General features: G+C 42.2%; 16 protein-coding genes. 8 read left to right on the top strand and 8 right to left on the bottom strand.

Features of this window, described 5'->3' with window-relative positions:
• Positions 1-106 precede the first annotated feature (106 nt).
• Positions 107-523: a DUF2850 domain-containing protein gene (locus Q7674_RS09805; RefSeq protein WP_045065870.1), complete on the top strand. Its 417-nt coding sequence runs from the start codon at positions 107-109 to the stop codon at positions 521-523.
• Here Q7674_RS09805 and Q7674_RS09810 read toward each other — a convergent pair.
• On the bottom strand, positions 509-724 hold the full coding sequence (locus Q7674_RS09810) for a hypothetical protein (RefSeq protein WP_008986203.1): 216 nt from the start codon (positions 722-724) through the stop codon (positions 509-511). The two genes, Q7674_RS09805 and Q7674_RS09810, sit on opposite strands and share 15 nt — an antisense overlap.
• A gap of 337 nt (positions 725-1,061) precedes the next feature.
• Between Q7674_RS09810 and mltA the strand changes: the two genes are divergently transcribed.
• Positions 1,062-2,150, top strand: coding sequence for a murein transglycosylase A (gene mltA, locus Q7674_RS09815; protein WP_439788129.1), 1,089 nt, complete (start codon positions 1,062-1,064; stop codon positions 2,148-2,150).
• Positions 2,151-2,275: 125 nt separating this feature from the next.
• Complete coding sequence (tcdA, locus tag Q7674_RS09820) at positions 2,276-3,085, top strand: tRNA cyclic N6-threonylcarbamoyladenosine(37) synthase TcdA (protein WP_023933432.1); 810 nt, start codon at positions 2,276-2,278, stop codon at positions 3,083-3,085.
• Positions 3,086-3,199: 114 nt separating this feature from the next.
• Here tcdA and csdE read toward each other — a convergent pair whose 3' ends face one another.
• A complete protein-coding gene (gene csdE / locus Q7674_RS09825; protein ID WP_045065866.1) occupies positions 3,200-3,634 on the bottom strand; it encodes a cysteine desulfurase sulfur acceptor subunit CsdE in 435 nt (144 codons plus the stop codon).
• 22 nt (positions 3,635-3,656) lie between these two features.
• Complete coding sequence (locus tag Q7674_RS09830; RefSeq protein ID WP_305423637.1) at positions 3,657-4,877, bottom strand: aminotransferase class V-fold PLP-dependent enzyme; 1,221 nt, start codon at positions 4,875-4,877, stop codon at positions 3,657-3,659.
• Positions 4,878-5,241: 364 nt separating this feature from the next.
• On the opposite strand from Q7674_RS09830, the gene Q7674_RS09835 reads away from it, so the two are divergent.
• The 4 genes from Q7674_RS09835 to rlmM are packed head-to-tail and all read left to right on the top strand — an operon-like array spanning position 5,242 to position 8,301.
• Positions 5,242-6,162 carry a transcriptional regulator GcvA gene (locus Q7674_RS09835; RefSeq protein ID WP_045065863.1) on the top strand — a complete coding sequence of 307 codons (921 nt, stop codon included), beginning with the start codon at positions 5,242-5,244 and terminating at the stop codon, positions 6,160-6,162.
• The gene (locus tag Q7674_RS09840) at positions 6,143-6,820 is read left to right on the top strand and encodes an alpha/beta family hydrolase (protein ID WP_045065862.1); all 678 of its coding nucleotides are present in this window, start codon (positions 6,143-6,145) and stop codon (positions 6,818-6,820) included. Before Q7674_RS09835 ends, Q7674_RS09840 begins: the two co-directional genes overlap by 20 nt.
• Positions 6,813-7,205 (top strand): DUF423 domain-containing protein, encoded by a 393-nt coding sequence (locus Q7674_RS09845; protein WP_045065860.1) that lies wholly within the window; start codon positions 6,813-6,815, stop codon positions 7,203-7,205. Before Q7674_RS09840 ends, Q7674_RS09845 begins: the two co-directional genes overlap by 8 nt.
• A 10-nt stretch (positions 7,206-7,215) precedes the next feature.
• Positions 7,216-8,301 carry a 23S rRNA (cytidine(2498)-2'-O)-methyltransferase RlmM gene (gene rlmM / locus Q7674_RS09850; RefSeq protein WP_008986211.1) on the top strand — a complete coding sequence of 362 codons (1,086 nt, stop codon included), beginning with the start codon at positions 7,216-7,218 and terminating at the stop codon, positions 8,299-8,301.
• Between the two features lie 77 nt (positions 8,302-8,378).
• Here rlmM and xni read toward each other — a convergent pair whose 3' ends face one another.
• The 5 genes from xni to queF form a co-directional block, all read right to left on the bottom strand.
• Positions 8,379-9,155, bottom strand: a complete 777-nt coding sequence (gene xni, locus Q7674_RS09855; RefSeq protein WP_023933424.1) for a flap endonuclease Xni — start codon at positions 9,153-9,155, stop codon at positions 8,379-8,381.
• Positions 9,156-9,229: 74 nt separating this feature from the next.
• Positions 9,230-10,603, bottom strand: coding sequence for a nucleotide 5'-monophosphate nucleosidase PpnN (ppnN, locus tag Q7674_RS09860; RefSeq protein WP_045065859.1), 1,374 nt, complete (start codon positions 10,601-10,603; stop codon positions 9,230-9,232).
• Positions 10,604-10,882: 279 nt separating this feature from the next.
• Positions 10,883-12,448 (bottom strand): GGDEF domain-containing protein, encoded by a 1,566-nt coding sequence (locus tag Q7674_RS09865; RefSeq protein ID WP_305423640.1) that lies wholly within the window; start codon positions 12,446-12,448, stop codon positions 10,883-10,885.
• A 126-nt stretch (positions 12,449-12,574) separates the two neighbouring features.
• Complete coding sequence (locus tag Q7674_RS09870) at positions 12,575-14,854, bottom strand: tetratricopeptide repeat protein (RefSeq protein WP_107229712.1); 2,280 nt, start codon at positions 14,852-14,854, stop codon at positions 12,575-12,577.
• A gap of 115 nt (positions 14,855-14,969) precedes the next feature.
• Positions 14,970-15,818, bottom strand: coding sequence for an NADPH-dependent 7-cyano-7-deazaguanine reductase QueF (gene queF / locus Q7674_RS09875; RefSeq protein WP_045065857.1), 849 nt, complete (start codon positions 15,816-15,818; stop codon positions 14,970-14,972).
• 89 nt (positions 15,819-15,907) lie between these two features.
• On the opposite strand from queF, the gene syd reads away from it, so the two are divergent.
• Positions 15,908-16,462, top strand: a complete 555-nt coding sequence (syd, locus tag Q7674_RS09880) for a SecY-interacting protein (RefSeq protein WP_045065855.1) — start codon at positions 15,908-15,910, stop codon at positions 16,460-16,462.

The raw sequence follows: 16,462 nt of genomic DNA on the forward strand, positions 1-16,462 counted from the left end.
ACAGTCTTAAAGTGATAGTATTTACCAAGATGTTACGTTGGTAATTAGGTATTTACATTGAGACGTCATACTTAATCTAACCATAAGATTATTCTGGAGATGAAGATTGGATAAAGCCCAATTATCACAAGATAATATGACGACTCAGCCAACTAAGCGTTCGCATGTCATTATGCTGCTTTGTTTATTAATCGGTGGGTTAGTGCTAGCTGGGGTGTTTGTCTCTAAACATTCATTATCGAATCTATTTCAGCCTGCGTCATCGGTTGGGATCTATGGTCATTGGCAAGAACATGATGTCGCAAAATATGCCGCTGATAGTTTCGAAATCGGCCCTTTAGGGATTTATCATCAAAACCGCTTAGTGACGACGACGTATGAATGGGACGGTCAAACGCTCAGTTATCGTTTAGGCGGGGAGCTATACAGCTATATTTATGTAAAAAACACCTTTATCCGTCAGCAACCCGCGCACTATATTTCGACTTTTTTACGAACACCTCTATCATTAAATCAGTTTTAGTAGCTCGTGAATGGAACTTTGCTTGAGGGCTATTTGTCTCATGAGTTCAGCCGTCTGTGGGGTGCCACCGAGACAGTGCTGAATAACGTTATTGATTTGTTGTTGAGGAACCCCCTCGCTGGTTAAATTTCGTATCCATTGATATTCAATAGCATTGGGATCTAACAAAGTATCTTTGCCAACTTTAAGTGGTACTTGCATCTCTTTATGTCCTTATGAGTGCGATATTTTTATTATAAATTTGTAAGTTGTGTATTTTTTGTGACGCTTTTATTAAATCTGTTGAGTGTGACAAAAATATGACACTTATTGAATTATAGATAAAATAAATATCCTCCTTATTTACATGGAAATGCAGACACTTCAATGACATTTAGATACAAATATGGTTTAAGATTATGACGTTATATGGCTTGGGCTTTGTTACTATTGCCGTTATAAATGCATATTCATCTTCTTGGCTATATCGCTTTTTTAAATTTTTATAGGCTTATCTATCGTGTTACGTAAAGCAACAATCGCTCTTATTCTATTTGGCTTGGCAGGTTGTGCATCTGATGATGCAGTGAAACTTAATGAACCAGCTGAAATTCAAAAAAATCCACTTGCGCATCAATATCTTGGTAATTACTTCTCACATGTTTTAAATCGTGTCTCAACGATTAAATCAGATAAGCCTCGTGATTACACAACGTTTGCACCGCAAGCTGAAATGGTAGTGACACGCTCACCATCGATGGCGCGTAAATATGGCCCGTTATACAAGCAACTAGAAAAGTGGATCAGTGCTGGTGGTGATCCAAGTAAATTGTCTAGCTACGGTATTGAAGCGGCTCAAATGGGCGGTGGTGATAACCGTGGTAACGTGATGTTCACTGGTTACTATTCACCTGTTATTGAACTTCGTCATACACCTAATGCAGAGTTTCGTTACCCTGTATATGCAATGCCTAAGTGTAATGGTCGTTGCCCATCTCGCGCAGAAATTTATAACGGCGCGTTAAAAGGTAAGGGCTTGGAGTTAGGTTACAGCAAATCTATGCTAGATATTTTCATGATGGAAGTACAAGGCAGTGGTTTTGTGCATTATGAAGATAACGATCAACTAGAGTATTTTGGTTACAACGGCAAAAACGGTCACCGTTATGTAAGTATTGGTCGTGTGCTGATTGATCGTGGTGAAGTGCCTAAAGAAAAAATGTCACTAAAAGCGATTCAAGAATGGGTATCGACGCACAGTGAATCACAAGTACGTGAACTACTAGAGCAAAACCCATCGTTTGTTTTCTTTAAGCCACATAAGAGTTTAGATGTAAAAGGTAGCGCAGGTATTCCATTGCTAGCCAATGCCGCTGTTGCAGCTGATCGTAAGTACATTCCTATGGGCTCTGCGCTACTTGCAGAAGTACCTGAGCTTGATGCACAAGGTCACTGGACTGGTAAACACGTTTTACGCCTGTTACTTGCGCTAGACACAGGTGGTGCTGTGAAGAAAAACCACCTCGATCTTTACCACGGTATGGGTAAGCAAGCAGGTACTGATGCTGGTCACTACAAGCACTTTGGTCGTGTATGGCGTTTAGGCTTAGAAGGGACTGCAACTCAAGACCCTTGGCTTAAGCCATAGTTCGGTACTGTTAGAAAGCATTACCAACAAGCTTGAGTGATGCTAACAACTGGACAATCTTATTAAGAGTGCGTATAAAAACGCACTCTTTCTTTATCCATCCATCATCTCTGTGAAGAAGTACTATGCGCGAACTTGATACTCCAGCATCTGATAGTTACAACCAACGTTTTGGCGGCACACGTCGTTTATACGGCAATAGCGAAGTAGAAATCCTTCGTGCAGCACACGTGTGTGTGATCGGTATTGGTGGTGTAGGTTCATGGGCAGCAGAAGCGTTGGCGCGTTCAGGTATTGGTGAGCTGACGTTGATTGATATGGATGACGTGTGTGTGACTAACATTAACCGTCAGATCCATGCCATGACAGGTACGGTAGGGAAAAGTAAAATCGAAGTGATGGCAGAGCGTATTCAGTTGATCAACCCTGAGTGTAAGGTCAATTTGATTGATGATTTCATCACTCCTGATAACCAAGCAGAATACCTATCAAAAGATTTTGATTACGTGCTGGATGCGATTGATAGCATGAAGCCAAAAGCGGCACTGCTGTCTTACTGTAAAAGTAATAAAATTAAAGTGATCACCACTGGCGGTGCGGGTGGTCAGATGGATCCTACTCAAATTCAAATCGCAGATTTAACCAAAACAATTCAAGATCCATTAGCGAAGAAATTGCGTGATACGCTGCGTCGTCATCATAACTTCCCGAAAAATCCAAAGCGTAAGTTTGGTATTGATTGTGTGTTCTCAACAGAGCAATTGAAGTACCCACAAGCTGATGGTTCGGTATGTGCTGTGAAAGCAACTGCAGAAGGACCGAAGCGTATGGATTGTGCTAGCGGTTTTGGTGCTGCCACGGTAGTCACTGCAACCTTTGGTTTTGTTGCGGTATCGCAGATCTTACGTAAGCTGATTGAGAAACATAAAAAGTAATGCTTTGGCTTAATAGATACTGCATCGAAAAGATTTTCAAATAGCAAAAAGCGGATCCGATGATCCGCTTTTTTGTATTTAGCTTTCTATAATTTGCTTTAGCAATTAAGCAGTTTAGTTAGCTAATTGCTTAATTTGTTCAACAATGGCTTTTAAGCCGTTACCACGAGAAGGGCTTAAATGAGCAATTAAGCCTAGCGAGTCAAAGTAACCATCGATATCAAACTCACGGATCTCAGTGCTTGTTTTACCGTGATAAGCGGCTAGTACGAGGGTAATTAATCCACGCACAATTCGCGCATCGGAATCTGCTTGAAAATAAAAGCGATCATCAACTTGCTGGTGGCGAAGCCACACTTGCGATTCACAACCACTTACTTTCAATTGCTCATCTTTGTCTTCTTCTGCCATTACAGGCAATTTCTTACCTAGTTGGATCACAGCACGGTAGCGATCTTCCCAGCCAGAAGCCGTTTGCATTTGAGCCACGATATCAGCCGTTGTAATGTCGGTGCCGAAAGGGTGAGAAGGAAGCGTAAGTTCAGCCATAATGTTCAATCCAGATAACGCATTAAAGTAAGTCACAAGCTTTGTGTAGTGCTGCAATGAAGCGTTCTACATCTTGCTCGGTATTATAAAGGGCTAATGATACTCGTAATGTCCCTGTTAAGCCTAGCGCATCAAGCATAGGATGAGCACAATGATGCCCAGCACGTAGCGCGATATTTTGCTGATCAAGCAAGGTCGCAATATCTTGATGATGGACGCCATCGACCACAAAAGAGAATAAGCTGGCCTCTGGCTGCAAGCCAACAATACGCAGGTCATCAATGCCTTTAATGCCATCAATCGCTTGTTGGCGAAGCTTGGCGATGTGTTGTTCAGCGCCTTTACGATCAAGATTATTTAACCAGTTTATCGCAGCGGCTAAAGCGAGGCTGCCTGCGACATTAGGTGTACCTGCTTCAAATTTTCCCGGTAGCGCGGCGAAAGTTGTGCCGCCAAAAGAGACTTTTTCCACCATTTTACCGCCACCGTGCCAAGGCGGCATAGCTTCAAGTAAGGCTTGTTTACCATAAAGCACGCCGATACCCGCTGGCGCATAAATTTTATAGCTAGAGAAAACATAGAAATCTGCATCTAGCGATTGCACATCCACATTTTCATGAGCAATCCCTTGAGCACCATCAATCACAGCGATGGCATTGTGCTGATGAGCAGCATTTATAATGTCTTCAATTGGGTTACGTGTGCCAGTGACATTGGTAATGTGCGCGACAGCAACTATCTTGGTGTTATCAGAGAGTAGTGTATAGAACGCATCCATATCTAAAGTGCAGTCTGGATGCATCGGGATTTTCACCACTCGAGCGCCTGTTTCTGCTGCAATCATCTGCCAAGGCACGATATTGGCGTGGTGCTCTAGCTCACTGACAAGGATTTCATCACCAACTTGCAGGTTTGCTCGACCGTATGTTTGGGCAATTAAATTTAATGCTTCAGTAGCACCACGCGTCCAAATAATTTCTTTACTGCTTGCAGCACCAATAAAGTCTTTAACCGTTTCACGGGCTTGCTCAAATCGTAATGTGGCATTCGCCGTTAGGCTATGGCTGCCGCGATGTACATTGGCATTGTAACCACGGTAGTACTCAGTAAGGGTATCGATCACAACCGCTGGCTTTTGTGCGGTAGCTGCACTATCTAAATACACAGGAGGTAGCTCACCGTCAGCATGTTGTAATGCTGGAAATTGAGCCAAAATGGTTGATATATCGAATTGAGTCGTCATGGTCGTTCACATTACTGAAATTTGAACAGCGGATCATGCTAAGAAATGGTCTTCAGAGCAAGTGATGATGGTTTTTAATTGATAAAAAAATAGCACTGCGTTGGGGCGCAGTGCTAACAATAGCTTTGACAGGAAAGTCAAAAATACAGGAAGTAAAGGATGGAAATTCCATCCATCCGGAATGATCCGGACAATATGCAAACACAACATGCAATGTTGATAAGCTGGTTAGCCAGAGGGCAAAAAACAGATGGTTAACTCAACATTGCGGGAGGAATAATAGGGTTTCTCTAGCAGTTGAACAATGGACAATTTATAATGTTCAGGATTAAAAAAACTAATGTATTAAATAGTCGAGAAAAGTATGTCTAGACGTTTACCCCCGCTCAACTCATTAAAGGTATTTGAAGCGGCAGCAAGGCACTTGAGTTTTACTCGTGCGGCAGAAGAATTATTTGTCACACAAGCTGCAGTTAGCCATCAAATTAAAGCGTTAGAGGAATTTTTAGGATTAAAACTATTCCGAAGACGTAACCGTTCTTTGCTATTAACTGAAGAAGGACAGGGGTATTTTCTCGATATTAAAGATATTTTCTCTGCCATTTCAGATGCTACCGATAAGGTGTTAGAGCGAGGCTCAAAAGGTGCACTTACCATTAGTTTACCTCCAAGTTTTGCTATCCAATGGTTAGTGCCGCGTTTAACTGATTTTAATGAACAACATCCAGATATTGACGTGCGTATTAAAGCGGTCGATTTAGATGAAGGTTCACTGACCGATGATGTCGATGTGGCGATTTATTACGGTCGAGGCAATTGGCCGGGACTTCGTGCTGATAAGCTGTATCAAGAATTTATGATGCCAGTGTGTTCACCTATGCTGTTAATGGGAAATAAATCACTACATAGCCTTGATGATTTGAAGTTTCATACTTTATTGCATGATACCTCGCGTAAAGAGTGGAAGAACTATGTTCGCCATTACAACATTTCCGGCGTTAACGTAAACCAAGGTCCGATCTTCAGTCACTCGACCATGGTGTTACAAGCTGCAGCACACGGTCAGGGTATTGCGCTTGGTAATAATGTATTAGCACAACCCGAGCTAGAAGCCGGGCGTTTAGTGTGTCCATTTGATGAAGTGCTGGTGAGTAAGAACGCATTCTATTTTGTCTGCCAAGAGCGCCAAGCAGAGACTGGACGTATTCAAATTTTTAGAGATTGGGTATTAGCCAAAGCCCGTCGTGAGCAGGAGGACATGCCTGATGTCGAACTTAGCCAGTGAATACATGATCAATGAGCCACAATCAGGCACTGCGATAGCGACTTTTTTGTTTGCACATGGCGCAGGAGCAGGTATGGATCATAGCTTTATGACAGCCGTTGCCGAAGGGTTAGCCAAGCACGATATTCGTGTGGTTCGGTTTAATTTTCCTTATATGGTGAAACGGGGTGAAGACGGTAAAAAGCGTCCGCCCGATCGTCAGCCAAAACTGCTACTCGACTTCCAGCGCCATATTGAAAACTTTGCAGATAACGCGTTAGTGATTGGTGGTAAATCCATGGGCGGCAGAATGGCAAGTTTGATGGTAACGGACATTGCCGCTGAAAGCCCTGACGTCGAAAACTGTGCGACAAAAGTTAATGGTGTGGCGTGTTTAGGCTTTCCGTTTCATCCGCCAGGTAAGCCTGAAAACTTTCGCGGTGATCATTTAAAAACCATATCAACGCCAACGCTGATTTTACAGGGTGAGCGCGATACGTTTGGTACTAAAGCAGAAATGGCTGAATGGACGTTTTCACCTCAAGTAGACATTGCTTTCTTGCCTGATGGCGATCATAGCTTTAAACCGCGTAAAGCCTCGGGGTATACCGAAGCGCAAAACATTGAAACAACAGTAGTGCAGCTAGCTCGTTTTATTAAGGAAACCTGTAATGGCTAACGGATTGGAAAACCGCACCCGTTGGATACTGTTTATCGCAGCGATCAGTGGTGCATTAACGGTAGGGCTAGGCGCGTTTGCCGCACATGGTTTAAAGCACCATTTATCACTGTATTTATTGGATGTGTTTAAAACTGGCGTCCAGTATCAGGCTTGGCACACCTTAGCGTTACTCGGTTGTGGAATATTGACACGCTTTTTGTCGTCAAAAGCTGTATTATACGCCGCTCTGTTTTTCGCCATTGGTATAATTTGCTTTAGTGGCAGCTTATATGCGTTGGCATTAACAGGCATTAAGTGGTTTGGTCCCATCACGCCGATGGGCGGAGTATGTTTTATTATTGGCTGGGTAATGCTTGCAATCGCTACCTGGCGTTCAGCTTGAGGGTTCCAACGTGAATCATGTTTTATTGTATTGTCGTCCTGGCTTTGAAAAAGAATGTGCAGGTGAAGTTCAAGACAAAGCAAATGCGCTGGAATTGTTTGGTTTCCCTCGGGTAAAAAACAATTCAGGCTACGTATTGTTTGAATTCTACCAAGCTGGTGATGCGGATAAGTTCATCCAACAACAGCCGTTCTCACAGCTTATTTTCGCACGTCAAATGTTTGCTTCATCGCAAATGCTAACCGATCTTCCAGCAGATGATCGTATCTCACCGATTCTTGAAGCGATTGGTGATGATGTGCCGAAATGTGGCGATCTACGTGTTGAAACGCCAGATACGAACGAAGCAAAAGAGCTATTAAAGTTCTGCCGTAAGTTTACTGTGCCACTACGCCAAGCCATGCGTAAGCGTGAGATCTTATATACGAAAGACAACAGCAAAAAACCAGTGCTACATGTTTGTTTTGTTGCACCGGGTTGTTGTTTCGTCGGTTACTCTTACAGCTCGAATAACTCACAGTTCTTCATGGGTATTCCACGTTTAAAATTCCCAGCTGATGCACCAAGCCGTTCAACGCTAAAATTGGAAGAAGCTTTCCATGTATTTATTCCACGCAATGAGTGGGATGAGCGTTTAGCACCGGGCATGTGGGGTGTGGACTTAGGTGCGTGTCCTGGTGGTTGGACATACCAATTGGTGAAGCGCTCTATGTTCGTTCACGCCATTGATAATGGTTTAATGGCACAAAGCCTTATGGATACAGGCCAAGTTAAACACCACGCGGTTGATGGTTTTAAGTTTGAGCCACCGCGTAAGAACGTAACTTGGATTGTATGTGATATGGTTGAAAAGCCAGCACGTGTTGCGCACTTAATGGGTGAGTGGTTAATTAAAGCATGGGCTAAAGAAGCACTGTTTAACTTAAAACTACCAATGAAAGGCCGTTACGATGAAGTGCTGCAAGATATTGAAAATCTGAAAGTCTTCCTGATCCAAAACGGTGTGAAGTTTAAGCTTCAAGCGAAGCATCTTTACCATGATCGTGAAGAAATCACGGTTCACATTCAGCGTTTAGATACACGCTCTCCACACTAATGCCGTGGATTGAATAGATAGCAAAACGCCACTGGCTAGTGATAGTCAGTGGCGTTTTTTGTATCTATTGTTTTATTTTACGCTTGCGGTACGTGGTAGCGAATATCTTGCAGGTTAAACCCTAATGCTAAATCTGTTTTTAAGCTTGATGCTGCTTTACTGGCAAGCGCTATTTCATGATTACCATCAATTTTCTTTTTCCACTTAGCTGGTAAGTCATCAGCAGCAAGGATCGCCTCTAAATTTGGATAAAGCTGTAATAATTCCACTGCCGCTTTCGGCCCTATACCTGTAATACCTGGAATTTTACTTGAGCTAATACCAGCTAATCCCCAGTAGTCAGTCAGCTTATCGGGAGCGACACCGTATTCTTTTTCGATAAAGGCACTATCTAGCCAACGCTCTTGGAAATAATCCCGAATACGCAATGTAGGTTGCAGCAGTTGGCAGTAACCTTTATCGGTTGAAATGATGGTGACTTGTTCACCACGAGAAGCGACTTTGAGCGCAAGGGTGGCAACGAGATCGTCGGCTTCATCGCCATCAGATAATAGAGAATCAATCCCCATATTCATAAATGCATCTTGAATAATGTCCATGCCCGTCATGAGCTCATCAGGCATTGGCTTTCTGCCTTCTTTATAATGCGGGAGGATTTCTGCACGCCAGCCGCGATCGTCACCATGATGATCGAACACAGCGACGATATGGGTAGGTTGGCTGATCTTGATGATTTTGCTCAATGCTCGACAACAAGTTTCTGCTGTTGCTGGAACATCTGGCTCACCCGGACGAGCGGCATGAACACGACGAATAAGATTAAGAGCATCAATAACAACAAGATGAATAGCCATAAATGATTTCTATGTAAATAAAAAGGAGCACTAAGGCTCCTTATTGTACGCAATTATAATCATTAATGTTGTGATTATTTTGTTGCGGGTTCAGCGGTGATAATTTCATAACACGGTTCGTATTTACTACCCGGTAGTTTCATACGTTGCTGCTCGACGAAATCTTGTAGCAGTTTATCCATGCGATCCATTAGGTATTTATCACCATCGATCTTAAAGCGACCATGTTTTTCAATTTCACGGATGCCTTCTTCTTTTACGTTACCTGCCACAATACCTGAAAAGGCACGACGTAGATTGGCAGCGAGTTTATCAACAGGTTGATCCATGTGAAGATCTAAATTAGCCATAGCTTCATGAGTGGGCGCAAACGGCATTTGGAATTCATCTGGGATCTTCAATGACCAGTTAAAACAATAAGCATCACCATTGGAACGGCGGTGCTCCTTGATGTCTGCCATGGCTGTTTTCATCACTTGCGCCACCTGTGCAGGATCATCGATGATAATTTGATAATGTTTCGTCGCTTCTTCACCTAGGGTATTGAGAATAAAGTCATCGAGAGTGCGGAAATAAGCTTCACTTTCTTTAGGGCCCGTCAATATAACAGGCAGAGGCTGATCGGCATTTTCTGGCTGCATTAAAATACCCAGAATATACAGTAGCTCTTCAGCGGTACCTGCGCCGCCTGGGAAAATCACAATACCGTGACCAACACGCACAAAGGCTTCTAAACGTTTTTCGATATCTGGCAGGATCACCAGCTCATTAACGATTGGGTTAGGCGGCTCGGCGGCAATAATTGATGGTTCCGTTAAACCAATAAAGCGACTGCTACCATAGCGTTGCTTAGCATGACCAATAGCAGCGCCTTTCATTGGCCCTTCCATTGCGCCCGGTCCACAACCAGTACAGACATTTAATTCACGCAAACCAAGTTCATTGCCCACTTCACGGGTGTATTGGTATTCCGTGGCATTGATGGAGTGTCCGCCCCAACAGACAACGATATTGGGATCTTCACCAGCATGAAGCGTACGTGCGTTGCGCAGTAAGCTGAATACGAAATCAGTAATATGTGGTGGACTCTCAAGATCGATATCGTTACGGCGTGCGACGTGCAAATCTACGTAGAGAATATCGCGCAGTACTGAGAACATGTGTTCTTGGATACCTGTAATGATTTTACCGTCAACAAATGCATGCTCAGGTGGGTTCACTAGCTCAAGTTTGATCCCACGCTCACGACGCTTGAGGTTAATATCAAAGTTTTTATTTTTTTCTAATAGTTCTTTTGAGTTATCGGTATGACTACCGGAATTGAGCACTGCCAATGAACAGTTACGATATAGACGGTATAAATCACTGCAAGCGGTCGCTTTTAAGCTATCCACTTCAATTTGAGAAAGTAGGGACATAGCACCTACTGGGCTGATATGTGTGATCATAGTAACCTCCCTGGTAACAATGAAACTTCACCTTGGCTCTGGCTTAATATGGTATCAAGTAGAGTAATAGACTGTTATTAAGGCTATTTCCTTCCTATTGATTAGAGAGTAATGCGGTGAAGGAAATATATTCTGTAGTTGTTTTTATTACCATACACAGAGAGTTAGGCTTTGACTAGTGATGAATATAAAAAGCGAGGGGAGTATCTTACAAACTAATAATTTGATTTATAGGAAGAAACGGTATTTTCAGGGTGAAATACCGTTTATAAGTGAAGATTATGAAATCCAAATTAAGCGGTTAGTTCCGGCATTTTGAGCACTCACTAAGGCTTTTTCTGTACGTTCAATAACGGCGTGATGATCATCATTTCCTTCAAACAATGTAGCGCCAATGGAGACTGAAACCGAAATATTTTTATCTTTAAACCGAAATGGTAAACGGCTTATGGCTTCTCGGATCTTAGTTAGGAGATGTTTTCTACGTTGTTCATCACTATCAGGCATGAGCAGCATAAAGTTATCACCGCTCACTCGCGCTAAACAGTCGGTATCACTTAAACATTGCTGAATAGATTTTGCGATAATTTTAAGTGCCTTATCACAAGCGAGATGACCAAAGTTATCATTAATTGTGGCAAAGTTATCAATATCGATCAGCGCAACCGCTAACGGGTGTTGGTAGCGTAACCAGTTACGGTATTCATGTTCAATGCGATCCATAAATGCACTGCGGTTATACACTTGAGTAAGAGAATCACGCAGCATGCTTTTTTCTTGATCTTGCAAACGTTGGCGATAGTGATGTGTTTGTTCGATAAGTTGCTGAATTTGATTCTCGTTGTGCTGAAGTTGCTCTATTAGTGCTTGTTCACGCTCTTTTAGGGCAATATTACGCTCTACAATGCTATCTAATTCTTGTGCGACAGATGTGAGTTCTGGGCTCGCTTTTTTAAGGCTTTGATTCGTGTTTATCTCGGTTTTAAGTTGTTGTGATACTTGCGATAACTCACTGTCTAACTCTCCTCGGTGCTGGTGGATCACCAAAGATTTACCTGCTGTTTGATTGGTGTTTTTTTGTAGTTCAGCTAAATCACCATTGATATTGTTTAAAAATGTTTGTGATGCTTGGCGCTCGTATAACGTGGCATCCAAAATTAAACGCAGCACTTGGAATTGTAGTGTTGCTAGCTTTTCAGTATCAATATCGTTAGTTAGCTGATTTTTTATCTCTTGCAGTTTGTCGCCATACTCACCATTAAAATCGAGCTCTGTGATCAAATATTGCAGTTCGGAGATTAATTCAAGCTGATGAGTCGATGTTGGCTCAGCTTGGTGTTGTGCCAATTGCGGTACTTTATTGGCAGAGACCAATTTGATCGTACGCTCATAGAGTTCAACAATACGCAAAATACGTAAGTGATTATCGAGTAATAGATCAGAATCATGGGAAAGAACCGCACGAAGATCACGACGTAGTTGTACGGGAAGATCACGATAACGGGATAAGGTTTCACCTGCTTGATGGATTTTCTGATCTAAACGAAGATTTTGCTTATGAATAATATCGGCTTGTTGAGTGACTAAACGCTCAACAATGGCAAGACGTGGAATAAGTTTACTGATGTCTGTTGGTTGTTCGAGTTCATGGCTGATGCTTTGTAAGCGCTCATCAAGCTCTTTATTGATGCCACGACAAGCGATGACCAAACGTGTGATCAGACGTTTTAAGATAACGATTTCACGCCGTGATTTTAAAGAGGCATCACGGTAAGAAAGTTGAGCTTGATCTAAACGTTGCTTCAAACTACTCACTTCAGAAACAACGGCATTAATATCTGTCACAGGTTACACATTCATACAATTACAATTAATATCCCTATCATATCTAAGCTTTTTAATTTTTAATCAATGTCTTAGATTTCTTCTTATCTGGTTTATTATCGACACCGAAAAAAAAGCCTGAACAAATTAACTTACCTTTGTGTCAGTACTGTGATCATTATTCCAGATAATTTCTGCTTTTGATGAACTACGTACTTTAACTAACCCTTTGTCGATACCTTCAATACAAGAGCGACGAATATCCCCGCAGACGAAACTTGCAGCAGGTGCAGCATCAATGGCACATAAATGCACCCAGTGGCTGCCAGGATCTGTGTCATTCATATTCAGGCCTGCATTCACAGCCATTAATAAAATATCAATCAGCTCTTGGTCGTTAATCGCAGTGTATGCTCTTGGCAAGAATGGATACTCAGCCATACCAACCTGAATAGAGTTATTGAGGTTGTTTTTCAAGGTGTAGTTATCGACTAGCTGCTGTAATGAATCAGCCAGCTGTTTTGGATCGCAACTTAAGCGGGCGTTCGGCTCAATGTAGAGGAACATCGCATCAGAGAAGTGATAGATCCTGGCAGGTTCTAATACTTGCTCTTTTAAGTAAGAGCCAAACGCTTTTTCCGCATCAAGCCCTTGCTTATAGCCTTGTTCTAAATAAATACGCTTTAAGAACGTTGCTTCAAAAAGCGCGAAACGTAAGCGGTCACTTAGTGGTTCATTGATGATTTCCCCTAAGTGCCATTGTTCGAAGTTAGCACTACTTTGTTGCAGTGAGTTAGCTAAACGGGCGTTGAGCATACGTAAGTTACGTAAACCACTACGAGGGTGGGTGTAGTAGTCTACTCGTAACTGTGACAGCTGCTCTTTTAGCTGTTTTGATATATGTTGACGACGGAGTAGAAGTAGTAGCATCACTGCAAGTAAGCCAATCAGCACCATAGAGACTTTTTGCTGCTTATACAGTGCTTTCTCGCTCTCAAATTGTTCACGTTCCATCTCTTCGAGTTTCAGTGAACGCTCCATCATTTTTTGCTGCTGCTTAAATACTTCAACATTACTTTTGGCAATACTTTCTTGTTTGCTGGCGTAAAGTTGTTCGTAACGACGCTGGCTTAAAAGGGCATTGTAATAATCGTTCTGCTTTTCAAAAGCTTCCGATAGGATAGATTCACCCATCAGTTGTAGCTTGATAGCACCTATACGGCTTGCGGAAATTAATCCTGCTTGAAGTGATGTAACAGCATTATCGAGCTTATTTTCAGCCAGCTCTAGTTGACCTTGTAAAATCTGGCTTTCAGCAACAATCTTCTCATTACCACTTTGTTGCGCCAAATTACGGGCTTGAACAATATATTGCTCAGCCTTGGTGTAGTTATACAAATGCAGGTAAACACGAGCAATGTTCAAGCGTAACCGTGCTGAACGAACCTCGTGTTGAAGCTGGTTTTCCTGATCTAAAGCATTGAAATAATGCACTAATGCTAGGTTGTAACGCCCTTGTTGCTCATAGATAGAAGCAATTAAAGTCAGGGTTTTTGCTAGCTGTTGGCTACGCTTGTAACGCTCGAAAAACTCACCAGCTTGGGTCGCGTGATCTAACGCTTTGTCATAGACTTTTCGCTCATCAAATAGCTCGGCTAAGTAGTAGTTAGCTTGCGCGATTTGTCCTTGGTCATCGGTTTCAACCGCTAGCCAATAGCCACTGAGTAAGCGATCCAACGCCATATCATAATGATGATGTTTTAAGTAATGCTGACCTAGTTTTAATTGGTAGTTAATCAATTCATCTTGATCATCAAGAGCAACCAAATAGCCTTTCGCTTTGATGTAGAGCTTTTCAGCTTTTTCATCGGCACCAATGTTTGACTCAATATTGGCGCGTAGCATTAATGCGCGGTATTTAAGTACTTGAAGTTGTTTAGTCAGTTTTAGTGATGGGGCTTTACGACTTTCTTTTTCGATGCTGTCGAGCATCTTTAATGCAGTGGCACTATTACGCAGATTTTCCCAATAGAATTCCGCCAGTAATAAACGGCTTTCGTAAAGAGGGTAAATAAGGCCATTATCACTCGCAATTTGTTCAGCTTTTTTGACCACTGAAATAGCTTGCTCAGAGCGATGCAAAATAGATAGCGCTTTTGCTTGAATTTGGAGTGCATTAACCGTGTTCAACGGGGTGCGAATAGTGTGATCGCTCTCTTCATTAATATGAACACGAGCAGGATCTTGAGGTTTACTTAGACGGCGTTGACTGAGGTATTTTTCAGTAAGCGAAAGGGCACGCTCTGGCTGACTTAATAGTAAACCATTGGCCTCGGAAAGCATTGGGACAGTGTAGACTTTTGCTTGTAGGCTGAAAGAAAGTGAGCATAAAACGAGACCAGTACAAAGCAAACGGCGAAAAAACATATCATCCCAAGACTGCAAAAAACGAATAGTGTTGATTTTACTGGCTTAAGGCATCAAGTCCAGCAAAGTAAACTTTTTTGCTGGACTTAATGTTGTTTTCGCTATCGAGGTCGAATTACTGACGAGCTAAGCGGAAGTTATCACTAGGAGATTTACCCATATTTGTGCGATATGGGTTGATATCTAAGCCACCACGGCGAGTATAACGTGCATAAACCGTCAATAATTCTGGTTTACAGTATTTCATGATGTCGCTGAAAATACGTTCTACACATTGCTCGTGGAACTCGTTGTGATTACGGAACGAGATGATATAGCGCAATAGTTTTTCACGATTAATACGCTTGCCTTTGTAAGCAATACGCACGCTACCCCAATCCGGCTGGCTAGTGATCAAGCAGTTAGATTTTAGTAGGTGGCTGTGTAGGATTTCTTCCACTTCTTCATCTTCAACACCGCCTTCAAGTAGTGCTGGGTTGAAGCTGTAATCGTCAATTTCAATATCTTGATCGTCAATACAAGCGCCAAAGAAATTCACAATAGGCTGCTCACTGAAATCTTCAAGTGGTTGAATGGTGACATCAACATTTGCACCTGCACAGCGAGACAAATCGATTTGTAGTGTGTCTGCAATATCTTGCCAGCTTTCAAAACGCGTTTGGTTGAAGCTGTTGAGATACAGTTTAAATGATTTTGACTCGATAAGATTTGGGCTTGATGCAGGTAGACGCACTTCACCAATAGCAACTTGCGGTAACCCTTTACTGTTTAGCCAAGACAATTCGTACAACGTCCAAATATCATAGCCAGTGAATGGGAGTGCATCATCACTGATATTAAGATCGGTACGGTTTAGACTTCTTGGCACTGCTTGTAGTAGCGATGGATCGTACTGATCTTTATACTCAGTGGTTTTACCAAGGGTTAAACCTGCTAATTCTTTAGCGTCTTTATATTTACTCATACTGTCTATGACACTCTTGGATTAGAATTGATAGTCCGTAAAAACGGTTTTCAAACCTAAAGTTTACTGAATCTTTAATGAGGTTGCGAATGAATCATCTAGTTACCCGTGCTTTATCTGATTTTTCTTCTCGTTATTTGCAAGTATGGTGTGATGCAGATCGCGGTTTTCCAGAAAGTCATGATCTTGTTGGCTTAGATTCACCGTGCGTTGTTCATGACTCTGGCGATGCTGTGACATGGAAACCTGAGCTAAGAAATCCAATGGGACGCTTAGACGGGGTTGAAAAAGGCATTGAACTGACATTGCATGACGATATTCATGCGTTTTACTGTTCACAGTTTAGTGGTGATATGCAGGCGAAATTTGGCGAGATTGAATTAGATCTTCTCCAAGCATTTAATGAAGAAGATATTGACCGCCTTCAACAAAATATTTTGGGCCACTTAGTAACGCAGCGTCGTTTAAAGTTAAAACCAACAGTATTTATTGCAGCATTAGAAGCTGAATTTGAAGTGATCTCTATCTGTAATTTAACGGGTAATGTACTGCTTGAAACATTGGGTAAAGATGTACGAAAAGTGCTTGCTGAAAGCGTGGAGCAATTTTTAACGCAATTGCAACCAGTGCTTATCGAGGAATAA

The sequence above is a fragment of the Photobacterium leiognathi genome (genome assembly GCF_030685535.1).
GTDB lineage: Bacteria > Pseudomonadota > Gammaproteobacteria > Enterobacterales > Vibrionaceae > Photobacterium > Photobacterium leiognathi.

Bases quoted from the DNA above. Each gene is read 5' to 3' on its own strand.
- Q7674_RS09810 (WP_008986203.1), bottom strand. From the start codon at position 724: ATGCAAGTACCACTTAAAGTTGGCAAAGATACTTTGTTAGATCCCAAT.
- tcdA (WP_023933432.1), top strand. From the start codon at position 2,276: ATGCGCGAACTTGATACTCCAGCATCTGATAGTTACAACCAACGTTTT.
- csdE (WP_045065866.1), bottom strand. From the start codon at position 3,634: ATGGCTGAACTTACGCTTCCTTCTCACCCTTTCGGCACCGACATTACA.
- Q7674_RS09830 (WP_305423637.1), bottom strand. From the start codon at position 4,877: ATGACGACTCAATTCGATATATCAACCATTTTGGCTCAATTTCCAGCA.
- Q7674_RS09835 (WP_045065863.1), top strand. From the start codon at position 5,242: ATGTCTAGACGTTTACCCCCGCTCAACTCATTAAAGGTATTTGAAGCG.
- Q7674_RS09840 (WP_045065862.1), top strand. From the start codon at position 6,143: ATGTCGAACTTAGCCAGTGAATACATGATCAATGAGCCACAATCAGGC.
- Q7674_RS09845 (WP_045065860.1), top strand. From the start codon at position 6,813: ATGGCTAACGGATTGGAAAACCGCACCCGTTGGATACTGTTTATCGCA.
- xni (WP_023933424.1), bottom strand. From the start codon at position 9,155: ATGGCTATTCATCTTGTTGTTATTGATGCTCTTAATCTTATTCGTCGT.
- ppnN (WP_045065859.1), bottom strand. From the start codon at position 10,603: ATGATCACACATATCAGCCCAGTAGGTGCTATGTCCCTACTTTCTCAA.
- Q7674_RS09870 (WP_107229712.1), bottom strand. From the start codon at position 14,854: ATGTTTTTTCGCCGTTTGCTTTGTACTGGTCTCGTTTTATGCTCACTT.
- queF (WP_045065857.1), bottom strand. From the start codon at position 15,818: ATGAGTAAATATAAAGACGCTAAAGAATTAGCAGGTTTAACCCTTGGT.
- syd (WP_045065855.1), top strand. From the start codon at position 15,908: ATGAATCATCTAGTTACCCGTGCTTTATCTGATTTTTCTTCTCGTTAT.